The organism is Flavobacterium piscisymbiosum, from assembly GCF_020905295.1.
GTDB lineage: Bacteria > Bacteroidota > Bacteroidia > Flavobacteriales > Flavobacteriaceae > Flavobacterium > Flavobacterium piscisymbiosum.
On sequence record NZ_JAJJMM010000001.1, the window covers coordinates 6,118,570 to 6,131,005 of the forward strand.

Sequence of the window (12,436 nt, forward strand, 5' to 3'; positions counted from 1 at the left end):
GCATTTATATGCAATAAATAAATATATTTGCTCAACAACCATTAAAAAACCAAATAATCATGAAAAAATTATTCCTTATTTCATTGTTGGTTTTGTTCATTCAAGTAACATTTGGGCAAACAAAAACAATTACCGGAACTGTAAAAAACAAGGCGGACGGGTTTCCTATACCTGGAGTTAGTATCCTGATTCAGGGAACTAAAACAGGTACGACTACCGACTTTGACGGAAACTACAGTATCCCTGCCTCACCAGGGCAAAGCTTAGTTTTCAGCTACATGGGATCTGAGACGCAAGTGGTAAAAATTGACGGGCAAGCAAAAATCAACGTTTCTCTTGCTGAGGCTACTTCAAAGCTGGACGAAGTTGTTATTGTGGGATTCTCTTCTCAGAAAAAAACAAACTTAACCGGAGCTGTTGCCTCAATCGATGTAGCTAAAACAATTGGAAGCCGACCTCTTACAGATGTAAGTAAAGCATTACAAGGTACTACACCCGGTGTAAATGTTAGTTTTAACTCAGGGAATATCAATCGTACGGCGAATATTAACATACGTGGAGCCGGAACTATTAATGGTTCAGACGCTCCTTTAATATTAGTTGATGGAGTTCCTACAGATTTATCGCTTATTAACCCAAATGATATTGCAACCATGACGGTACTTAAAGATGCTGCTTCGGCTTCTATCTATGGTGCGCGTGCTGCTTTTGGGGTGGTATTGATTACAACTAAAGGAGGAAAAACGGGAGAAGGAAAAGTAAGATTCTCTTATTCTGCCAATACCGCTTTTACAAATCCAATTTCTACGTTACAATTCTTAGATCCAACAGAAGAAATTCCGGGACTAATTGCTGCAGGAACACGTACCGATGGTGCTGTACCGGAAATTTTTGGGGCAAACTACAATACTTTACTTGCCGGAATTAAAAACTGGAAAGAAAAATATGCAAACAATCGTACCAGTCATGAAATGGTTTATGGTGAAGACTGGGAGATTAAAAATGGTACACCTTATTTCTACAGAGTTTGGGACGCTAATAAAGAATTGTATGCAAACAATGCGCTTCAGACTACTCACAATCTTTCTGCACAAGGTAACTTAGGAGACAAAAGTTCTTTCTTTGCTTCGTTTGCCCTTACTAACCAAGAGGGTATGTTGAGAGTAAATCAGGAACAAAGACAAAGAACCAACATCAATTTAGGATTCACTACAAAATTGGCCGACTGGCTTACGGGTGATTTCAAAGTAATGACTATTAACAGTACATACGACCAGCCATTTAACTACTATGGCGGTTCTGGTACTGATGATACAAGTTATGGTGGTTATTTTGGATATGCACTTCGCTGGGGACAATATTTTCCTAATTTTGGAACATACAGAGGCTATAATTTCCGCACTGCGGGAGGATATATCGCTAATGCCTCAAGAAATGAAAACGTTAAACGCAATAACAGGTTAAGTGCTAAATTTACAGCAGATATTACAAAAGACTTCAATGTAATTGCTGAGGTTAGCAGTGTAACTGAAACATACAACAGAAAACAAAATGGTGGTAAATTCTTAGCATGGGACAGCTGGTCTGCGATGCCATACGATGCTACAACAATTCAAACTGCAATTCCTGCAACTCTTGAAGCCGGAAATGATTACGTAGCACAATCTAAATCAGAGTCTGTTACCAATGTTGTAAATATTTATGCTAACTATAAAAAACAAATCAACAAACATAGTTTCAAAGTTTTAGGAGGTTTTAACTCAGAGTGGCAGGATTTCTCTCGTAACTATGCCAGAAGAAATACACTTTTAGACAAATCAAAACCGGAGTTTAATCTTGCAGTAGGAGAACAATTTGTTTCAGGATCTGCAAATACTTCTTTGAATCCGGCAGAAACAACATATTCTATTGCAGGTTTCTTTGCTCGTGTTAACTACGATTACAACGGAATTTACTTATTAGAATTAAATGCTCGTTACGATGGTTCTTCAAAATTCCCTACCAACGAACAATGGGGATTCTTCCCTTCTGCTTCTGTAGGATATAAAATTGTGAATGAAAAATTCATGGAAAGCACACGTGGTTGGTTAAACGACCTTAAAATACGTGGTTCTATTGGTGCAATCGGAAATCAAAACGTAGGAAATAATGCCTTCTTATCGATCATGAACTCCGCTAATCCTTCATGGGTAAATAGTGGTTCTACATTGCCTCCTTCTACAGGTTTACCAACTAATGTTGATCCTTCATTAACCTGGGAAAAAGTATACACAAAAGATGTAGGTATTGATATTAAAATATTAGATATGCTTGGTGCTTCTTTCGACTGGTACCAACGTGATACAAAAGGAATGTTGGCTCCTGGTATAACACTTCCGGGTTCTTTTGGTCAAAATGCAGCTCAAACCAACTCAGGAAACATGAGAACAAGAGGGTGGGAATTGTCTTTGAACTTTAATAAAAACTTAAGCGAAAATGCTTCGGTATTTGTTGATGTGGCTTTATCTGATTACAAATCTGTAATTACAAAATGGAACAATACTTCTAAATTATTAGGTTTAGTTACTCCTACTACATATCCTTATTATGATGGATTCGAAATTGGACAAATTTGGGGTTTAACCAGCGACAGACTTCTTCAGGCGGATGACGTAATTACCAATAACGGTAAAACGGTAAATGGTGTTGATTACTCTAAAACAATGGTAGGTAACTTTAAATACGGAGCGGGAGATGTACATTATGTAGATCTTGACGGAGACGGAGTTATCAGTCGTGGTGCAGGAACTGCAGACGATCACGGAGATTTGAAAAAAATTGGTAACACAACGCCACGTTACAAATACGGTATTACATTAGGTGGAAAATACCGCGGATTTGATATTTCAGGTTTCTTTCAGGGAGTTGGAAAACGTGATTACTGGGCTGCTTCAGATGCTGTATTGCCTTTCTATCGTGCACCTCAGCAAATGTATGCCAACCAGGCTGATTACTGGACACCGGAAAATACTCAGGCTTACTGGCCAAATCCATATTATGGAAACGAAGCCAATACTCTTGGCGCAGGTACTTCAGGTTCAAACAACTTTGTGAGCTCTACAAGATATTTATTAGACATGTCTTATTTCCGTCTAAAAAATGTTACTCTTGGATATTCATTGCCAAAAGACTTAGTAAAAAGAGCTTTTTTAGAGAAAGTAAGAATTTATGCTTCGGGCGAAAACTTAGTAACATGGGCAGACAAACGTCTTCCTGTTGACCCTGAAATTGATGAAACAGAGGTGTTCTGGGGAAGAGCTTATCCTTATACCAAAACAATCTCTTTTGGTGTTGAGCTTGCTTTCTAATACTAACTATTCAAAACTTTTAAAATGAAAAATTCAAATATAAAATCAAAATTTCTGCTGATGTTTGCTACAGCTGTAGTAGCAACAACGGCGGTTAGTTGTTCAGATTATTTAACAGATGATCCTGCAGATAAATTTACAAACGAAAACTTTTGGCAATCAGAAGATAATGTAAAAACATTTTCATGGCTTAATTACGACACTTTTTATGGCTACGGAAACGGTACAACAATCGGACTTTCTTTTTTCTATTATCATGGAAGTGATTACAAAGTAGATGATAACTTATCAGCATTTACTTTTTATCAAATGCCGGTTACTGCTGCTACCACAAATGTTTATTCCTGGAATGAATATTACACGCTTATTCGTCGTTGTAATTTGATGTTGGAAAAAATACCATCGGTGAGCATGTCTGCCGAGAAAAAGAACCACTATATTGGGGTAGCTAAATTTTTTAGAGCTTATACTTACTTTCGTTTAGTGCAAAAAATGGGAGATGTTCCTTATACTGATAAATACTTAGTTCAGGCAGATCCTGCAGTTTATGCTCCTGCAATGCCAAGAGCCGAAATTATGGACAAAGTAATTGCAGACTTAGAAGAATCTGCAAACTTAATGCTTGTTTCAGACGATAAAAATGCTACCGTAAACAAATACACAGCTTACGCAGCATTAAGTAACGCATGTCTTTATGAAGGAACATACAGAAAATACCATTTAGGTCAGGACGGAAGTGCTTATCTTAATAAAGCTAAAGTGGCTTCATTAGCTGTAATGAACAATCCGGCTTATAAATTAAATGCGGATTGGAAATCACTTTACAATTCAGTTGAATTACTTGGAAATACAGAAGTGATATTGGCAAAACGTTATTTAACAAACGTATTGATGCACTCTCTTCAAAACTACACCAATACATCAACCATTCAATACGGTTTAACAAAATGGGCTGCTGACAGTTATGTAACGACAAACGGATTACCAATTCAACAAGCCGGAAACGCACAATATACGGGTGATGATAACGTAACTAAAACTTTTGCAAACAGAGATCCGCGTTTTGGTAAAACTGTAAATCCTGCGAACTACGGTTATAAAGGAAAACCTTTTGGTACAACTGCTTTAGTTTCGATGTCAGGATATGTATTCGAATTATACAACAATCCTGCTACAACAGGTCCTGATGTTACTACAGGAGGGCGTAATTACACTGATGCTCCAGTATTTACATTAAGCGAAGTATATTTAAATTATGCCGAAGCTTGTGCTGAATTGGGTACAGCTACCAACAATGATCTTGATATTTCGATCAATAAAGTACGTGCACGTGCAGGAATTGCCGCTTTGACTACTGACGGAAATAATGCATCTGCAGGAAATGTAGTAATCAATGACCCAAGAAGAACCTCAGCTTTAGAGCAAATCGCTGGTGTTGTAAGTCCGCTAATCTGGGAAGTACGTCGTGAACGTCAAATTGAATTTATGAGCTGGACTACTTTAAGACAAGCTGATATTTACCGTTGGAAAAAAGGAGATTATCTTGATACTTCAAAAAATCCTGACGTAAATCTTGGAGCCAGAATTGGTGCTCCTGTTGGGTCTCAAACTGTAGTTGATGGTAACGGATATGTGAAAATTTATCCTGCAAGTACCAGAACTTTTGAGCCAAAGCATTATTTAATGAATATCCCAACTAATGATATTGATTTATATAAAGCTCAAGGTGTTACATTAAAACAAAACCCGGGCTGGTAATCCTCAGTTACCAAACCCATCAATAATACACTACCTCTGGGCACTAAAACCAGAGGTAGTATTTTAAACTTATTTCTTTGTAAAAAGACATAGCAGCATCTGACAAAAATAAAATACAGGTCTAAAAATCATAGACTTCTCTTTCCAGAATACCACACTACATCATCAAATCAAAAAAACATACACTACCAATCAAATAATAATATAATTTTATTGAGTCAATTTTTGTCTTCTCACTACTAAACTGTAATTTAAAATGATAAAATTCATAGCAAAAAGTGTCTTTATAGTTACTTCTGTAATATACACACCGTCTTATTCCAATTCATTTCAAAAAGCTGCAAAAAGTACTGTTCATGAAATTAAAGTTTCTTCGATTAAAACCGGAGCTGATAATTACGAAAAGTACCTGCCTTTACTGAAAGATAAAAAAGTTGGAATCGTTACGAATCAAACCGGAATTTTATCAGATAAAACACATGTGGTAGATTTTTTATTAGAAAAGAAAATTGCCGTACAAACCATTTTTGCGCCCGAACACGGATTTAGAGGAACTGCAGATGCAGGCGAACATGTAGTAGACGGAAAAGATCCTAAAACAGGATTACCTATCATCTCTCTTTACGGAGACAATAAAAAACCAAAAGCGGCACAATTGGCCGGAATCGATGTTATGATATTCGATTTGCAGGATGTTGGTGCGCGTTTTTACACCTATATTTCTTCTTTGCATTATGTAATGGAAGCTTGCGCTGAAAACGGAATTCCGCTTATTGTTCTGGACAGACCAAACCCAAATGGCGGTATCATAGACGGACCACTTTTAGAAAAAGAATTTACGAGTTTTGTGGGCATGCACCCTATTCCGCTGCTTCACGGTCTGACAATTGGCGAATATTCAAAAATGATCAATGGCGAAAAATGGCTTAAAAATGCCGTTCAATGCAAACTAACTGTTATTCCTTGTGTCGATTATAAACGAACTATGCCATACAGTTTACTGGCAAAACCATCACCCAATTTACCTAATGACCAATCGATAAACCTATATGCCAGTTTGTGTCTTTTTGAAGGAACAAACGTAAGTATGGGACGCGGAACCGAGAAACAATTCCAAATTTATGGTTCTCCTTTTTTAAAGAAAACGAATTTCAGCTTTACCCCAAAACCAAATTTTGGAGCCAAAGATCCGCTTTATAACGGAAAAGAATGTTTTGGAGAAGATTTAACTTCTTACCCGAAACTCACTCAATTAGAACTTAAATGGCTCATAAAAGCTTATCAAAATACCAGCGATAAAACGAAATTCTTCAATCAGTTTTTTACCAAACTTGCCGGAACAAAAAAGCTGCAACAGCAAATCGAAAGCGGAGTTTCAGAAAATGAAATAAGAAAGAGCTGGCAGAAAGATTTAGAAGCCTTCAAAAAAATGAGAAAGGCTTACCTAATCTATTAACAGCTTTTTCCACATAGTTTTATGTGTATTTTAAAATAAGTGAAATGCCTTTTTTTAAAGTAATAAACTATGTTTCTATGTGTTAAAAAATTATGCCCAAAGAATAAAAATACAACCAACTAAAATTGCAAAATATCGAAACCGGTTATTCGAACAACTTTGGTTTCAAAAATCAAAAAAAAGAAAAATGAAAAATAAAAATCCTGAAACTGAACAAGAATCTTTGTACAAAGACTTGGATCAAATGAGCGTGAAAGAACTTCTTACGAATATCAATACAGAAGACAAAAAAGTGCCGCAGATTATCGACGAGCAGATTCCTAAAATCGAAAAACTGGTTAAGGCGATTGTAAAAAAAATGCAGCTGGGCGGCAGATTATTTTATATTGGAGCAGGAACTTCGGGACGAATTGGTATTTTAGATGCATCAGAATGTCCGCCAACTTTTGGTGTGCCTCATGATATGATTATCGGAATTATTGCCGGAGGAGATACTGCCATTAGAAAAGCTGTTGAAAACGCCGAAGATGATACTGAACAAGCATGGAAAGACTTAGCTAAATTTGAAATTTCAAGTTTAGATTTTATTATCGGGATTGCAGCTTCAGGAAACACACCTTATGTTTTAGGCGCTTTGAAAAAAGCAAAAGAACACAACATTAAAACAGGAAGTATTTCGTGCATTAGCAACGGACTTATTGCGCAGGAAGCCGATTATCCTATTGAATTGATTGTAGGACCGGAATTCTTAACCGGAAGTACCAGAATGAAAGCCGGAACAGCTCAAAAACTAACCTTAAACATGATCTCTACATCTGTAATGATCAAACTGGGAAAAGTAAAAGGCAACAAAATGGTAGACATGCAGTTGTCTAACGAAAAACTGGTAAAACGCGGTATCAAAATGATCATGGAAGAACTTGGAATTGAATATGATTTAGCCGAAGAATTACTGCAAAAACACAAAAGCGTAAGAGCTGTTTTATTGGCTCAAAGCAAAAATCAGGAAAACTAGAACGAAACCTAACAGGTTTTAAAAACCTGTTAGGTTTAATCAACCGTTTTATTCATCTTTGATTAACGTTGATTCACCAAAATTTATCAAAAACAAACCAAAAAACTAAAATGACACCAAGTACCATCCTCCTTCTCATCATCATTTATTTCGGAACATTATTCTACATCTCACATCGGGTGAGTAGAAAAGACGGCGGAAATGATGCTTTTTTTACCGCCAATAAAAACTCAAAATGGTATCTGGTTGCTTTTGGGATGATAGGAACGGCACTTTCAGGAGTAACGTTTATATCTGTTCCGGGAGAAGTGGGTGCACCAAGTGGCGAACAATTCAAGTATTTTCAGTTTGTTTTGGGTAATGCAATAGGTTTTATAGTAATTACAAAATTATTATTGCCGTTGTATTATCGAATGAATTTAACTTCGATTTATGGCTATATAGAGCAAAGAATGGGCTTTTACAGCTATAAAACCGCAGCGTCTATTTTCCTGATCAGCAGAACGGTAAGCTCGGCGTTCAGGCTTTATTTGGTTGTGATTGTGTTACAGCGTTTTGTATTCGATTTTTATCACATTCCGTTTGCTTTTACAGTCCTGATTTCACTATTGCTAATTTTTTCTTATACCTACAGAGGCGGGTTAAAAACGATTATTATAACCGATACTTTACAAACGTTTTTCCTGGTAACTTCTGTTTTTCTTACCATTTATTTCATCTGCGATCGTATGGATTTAAGTGCGATTGGCGCTTTCGAAGAAGTAAAAAATAGTAATTATTCTAAAATATTTTTCTTTGATGATTTTCTGGGAAGTAAATTCCATTTTGTCAAACAAATATTAGGCGGAATGTTTGTAACCATTGCCATGACAGGATTGGATCAGGATTTAATGCAAAAAAACCTGAGCTGTAAAAACATTGGCGAAGCACAAAAAAACATGTTTACTTTTACAGGAATCTTTGTTGTCATCAACATTTTCTTTTTGAGTGTTGGCGCTTTACTTTATATCTATGCCAACAAAAACGGCATCGCAATCCCAACAGATTTACTGACCGGCAAACCAAGAACCGATTTACTTTTTCCGGAAATTGCCCTGAATCATTTGGCTACAATTCCTGCCATCGTATTTTTATTAGGAATCATTGCAGCAACATTTGCTACAACAGATTCAGCCTTAACAGCTTTAACAACTTCTTTTTGCGTTGATTTTCTGGGAATGGACAAAGCCGAAAACAGCAAGAAAAATACCGTTAGAACAAGACATTTGGTTCACATTAGTTTCTCGGCATTGATTTTCTTTGTGATCCTTATTTTCAACTCAATCAACGATAGTTCAGTAGTGGGTATGATATTCAAAGTGGCGTCTTATACTTATGGCCCATTATTAGGATTATATGCTTTTGGATTGTTCCAGAAATCAAGACATGTAAAAGATAAATTTGTTCCTGTAATTTGCTTATTATCGCCTTTCTTTACCTATTTAATAAATGAAAATTCAGCAGCATTATTTGCAGGATATGTTTTTGATAATGAATTAATCGTACTAAACGGATTGATAACGTATTTAGGACTATACCTTACAAGTTCCCGCAGTACAGAAAAAATAAGTTTTTAAACCACCTTAAAAACACAACCCTATTGATTAATCAATTGAAATCTCTTTAAACAAGTTTCAATTGCCCAAAAAATAATAAACATGAAAGATTACATCATAAAAATCAGCCTTTGTGCTTCATTTTTATTTTTAATCACCAATTGTGGCGTTTCTAAAAAAGACACTACAATTAAAGATTTAAAAACAGATCCTGTTACCAAAGATACAGTCGTTTATACGGCTCCAAAAACATCTGAGAAAAAGACTTTTTTCAAAGATTCAGATAAAGAAACTGCCTGGGTCGACAGCATATACAGCAAAATGTCACTTCGCGAAAAAGTAGGTCAATTGTTTATGATTTCGGCTTATTCTAATAAAGATTCTGTACACGTAAATGAAGTCAATAAACTGGTTCAGGATTATAAAGTAGGCGGAGTAATCTTTTTTCAGGGCGGACCGGTTCGTCAGGCGAAATTGACCAATTTGTACCAATCGAAAGCAAAAGTGCCTTTGTTCGTAGGAATTGATGCCGAATGGGGATTGGCAATGCGATTGGATTCTACTTACAGATATCCGTGGAATATGACTTTGGGCGCGATTCAGGATTTGAATTTAATTGAGAAAGTGGGCCGAAATATGGCCAACGAAAACAAACGAATCGGAATCCATTTTAATTTTGCGCCGGTTTTAGATATTAATACCAATCCTAAAAATCCAATTATCGGGAATCGTTCTTTTGGCGAAGACAAAGTCAATGTAAGCGAAAAAGCGATTGCTTTAATGAAAGGAGTTCAAAGTCAGGGCGTTTTTAGTACCGGAAAACATTTTCCCGGACACGGAGATACCGCAACAGATTCGCATCATGCTTTGCCATTAGTTAATTTTTCGAAAGAAAGACTGGAGCAAATCGAATTGTATCCGTACAAAAGAATATTCGATGAAGGTTTAGTATCGGTGATGGTTGGGCATCTTAATATTCCGAGTTTAGAACCAATTCCAAATTTACCTTCTTCGGCTTCTTATAATGTGGTTACGAACCTGCTTCAAAAAGAATTAGGTTTCGAAGGTTTGATTTTTACCGATGGTTTAGCCATGAAAGGCGCCAGTAATTTTAAAGGTCCCGGAGATCTAGAAATTGCGGTAATTCTTGCCGGAAATGATGTTTTACTTTGTCCGGAAAATGTTCCCGTAGCGATGCAAAAACTGGAAGCAGCTTATAATGAAAATGTGATTACCGAGGAACGACTCGCACATTCAGTAAAAAAAATATTGCATTATAAATTCAAAGCAGGATTAAATCATTACAAGCCTATTGATATGGCTAATATTTATACTGATCTTAATCCGTCACAAAATGATGCGCTGCATTATCAATTGTATGAAAACGCGGTTACTGTTTTAAAAAATGAAAAGGAAATATTGCCTATAAAAGAACTCGATCAGAAAATTGCGTACGTAAAATTAGGCGATGATACGAACAGTACTTTTGTTTCTACATTAAAAAAATATACCGAAATAATAGAAGTTAAAGACACCAATCTTGACAGCCTGAATAAGGAATTGAGAAAATTTGACAAGGTGATTATCAGCTTTCATAAAGTAAATAAACCTTGGGAAAAACAAGAATTTACATTAACCGAAATGCTTTGGCTAAAAGAAATTGCGAAACACAACGACGTAATTCTCGACATCTTTGCCAAACCTTATTCGCTATTATCCATTTCCGATTTTGATGATATTGAAGGTTTAGTGGTTTCTTACCAAAATTCAGATATCAGTCAGGTAGTTTCGGCCGAATTACTTTTTGGTGCTATTTCAGCCAAAGGAAAACTGCCGGTATCCATCAATAATTTTTTCAAAGTAAATGACGGATTAACGACAGAAAAATTAAATCGCCTCGCTTTTACCGCTCCGGAAAACGTGAATATGAATCCCGCCATTCTATCAAAAATAGATGCTGTGGCACAAAAAGCAATTGATGGAAAAATGGCGCCTGGAATGCAGGTTTTGGTGGCCAGAAAAGGAAGTGTAATCTTTCAGAAATCATACGGAAATCAAACTTATGAGAACGGGAAAAAAGTAACCAACACCGATTTATATGATGTCGCTTCGATTTCGAAAATGATATCTACATTGCCCAACGTGATGCAATTATACGATAAAGAAAAAGTAAATCTCGATACCAAATTGAAAGATATGGTGCCGTTTTTTGCCAAAACAAACAAAGAAAACATCATTTTCAAGGATTTATTAACTCATTATGCCGGACTACAGGCCTGGATTCCGTTTTACAAAGCAACTTTAGACAGCAATAATAATCCTTCTGAAAAATACTATCGAAAAATAGCCGAAACTGGTTTTACCACAAAAGTGGCAGACAACCTTTATATTCGAAATGATTATCACGATACGATCATGAAAATCATTGCCGATAGTCCGGTATCCCTTAAAAAAGAATATAAATACAGCGACTTTACTTTTATCATTTTAAAAGAATATCTGGAAAGAAAAACACATAAAAAACTGGAAGATCTGAGCAAACAGAATTTTTACAGCACACTCGGAATGAACAATACGCTTTACAATCCGTTAGACAAATTCGATAAAAGCAACATTGCCCCTACCGAAATTGATACGTATTTCAGACATCAGGTTATTCAGGGTTATGTACACGATATGGCCGCAGCAATGGAAGGCGGAGTTGCCGGTCACGCAGGAATTTTTTCGAACGCTATGGATGTTGCCAAAATGATGCAGTTGTATTTGCAAAAAGGAAACTACGGTAATAAAGAATATTTCTCTCCACAAACATTTGACGCTTTCAATACTTGTTATTATGCCAATCAGGGCGTTCAGAGAGGTTTAGGTTTTGATAAAAGAATCGGTAAAGATGGTCCAACCTGCGCTTGCGTATCTCCATCAAGTTTTGGTCACACAGGATTTACAGGAAACATTGCCTGGGTTGATCCTGAAACAGAAATTGTTTATGTATTTTTATCCAACAGAACCTATCCCGGAACGAATGGAGATGAGAATAAATTAGCCAAAGGAAAAATTAGAGAAGAAATTCAGCAAATTATTCAGGAAGCTATTATAAAATAAAAAATACGAGTTGGCTTATAAGTTGGCATTTTTTTTAAACACATAGAAACATAGTTTTCTTTTCTTAAAAAGAATACAAAAAAGAAATACATTTCTTTCGCATAGCTGGATATGTGTATTTTAAACAAGTGAAACGCCTATTTTGAGTTCTAAAATCTATGTT

The 12,436-nt window shown here is 36.0% G+C and carries 6 protein-coding genes; all 6 read left to right on the forward strand.

All coding sequences use genetic code 11. The annotated features are described in order from the left end of the window. Nucleotides 1-59 precede the first annotated feature (59 nt). The 6 genes from LNP81_RS25735 (at nucleotide 60) to LNP81_RS25760 (ending at nucleotide 12,273) form a co-directional block, all read left to right on the forward strand. Complete coding sequence (locus LNP81_RS25735) at nucleotides 60-3,347, forward strand: SusC/RagA family TonB-linked outer membrane protein (RefSeq protein WP_230040340.1); 3,288 nt, start codon at nucleotides 60-62, stop codon at nucleotides 3,345-3,347. A gap of 24 nt (nucleotides 3,348-3,371) precedes the next feature. Beyond that, nucleotides 3,372-5,105 carry a RagB/SusD family nutrient uptake outer membrane protein gene (locus tag LNP81_RS25740; protein ID WP_230040342.1) on the forward strand — a complete coding sequence of 578 codons (1,734 nt, stop codon included), beginning with the start codon at nucleotides 3,372-3,374 and terminating at the stop codon, nucleotides 5,103-5,105. A 256-nt stretch (nucleotides 5,106-5,361) separates the two neighbouring features. Beyond that, a complete protein-coding gene (locus tag LNP81_RS25745; protein WP_230040344.1) occupies nucleotides 5,362-6,561 on the forward strand; it encodes an exo-beta-N-acetylmuramidase NamZ family protein in 1,200 nt (399 codons plus the stop codon). A gap of 187 nt (nucleotides 6,562-6,748) precedes the next feature. After that, entirely contained in the window at nucleotides 6,749-7,576 is an 828-nt protein-coding gene (gene murQ / locus LNP81_RS25750; protein WP_230040346.1) for an N-acetylmuramic acid 6-phosphate etherase, read from the forward strand. Nucleotides 7,577-7,686: 110 nt separating this feature from the next. After that, nucleotides 7,687-9,192, forward strand: coding sequence for a sodium:solute symporter (locus tag LNP81_RS25755; RefSeq protein ID WP_230040348.1), 1,506 nt, complete (start codon nucleotides 7,687-7,689; stop codon nucleotides 9,190-9,192). Nucleotides 9,193-9,273: 81 nt separating this feature from the next. After that, nucleotides 9,274-12,273: a serine hydrolase domain-containing protein gene (locus LNP81_RS25760; protein WP_230040350.1), complete on the forward strand. Its 3,000-nt coding sequence runs from the start codon at nucleotides 9,274-9,276 to the stop codon at nucleotides 12,271-12,273. Nucleotides 12,274-12,436 lie beyond the last annotated feature (163 nt).

Coding starts and splice junctions, on each gene's coding strand:
- LNP81_RS25735 (WP_230040340.1), top strand. CDS start 60: ATGAAAAAATTATTCCTTATTTCATTGTTGGTTTTGTTCATTCAAGTA.
- LNP81_RS25740 (WP_230040342.1), top strand. CDS start 3,372: ATGAAAAATTCAAATATAAAATCAAAATTTCTGCTGATGTTTGCTACA.
- LNP81_RS25745 (WP_230040344.1), top strand. CDS start 5,362: ATGATAAAATTCATAGCAAAAAGTGTCTTTATAGTTACTTCTGTAATA.
- murQ (WP_230040346.1), top strand. CDS start 6,749: ATGAAAAATAAAAATCCTGAAACTGAACAAGAATCTTTGTACAAAGAC.
- LNP81_RS25755 (WP_230040348.1), top strand. CDS start 7,687: ATGACACCAAGTACCATCCTCCTTCTCATCATCATTTATTTCGGAACA.
- LNP81_RS25760 (WP_230040350.1), top strand. CDS start 9,274: ATGAAAGATTACATCATAAAAATCAGCCTTTGTGCTTCATTTTTATTT.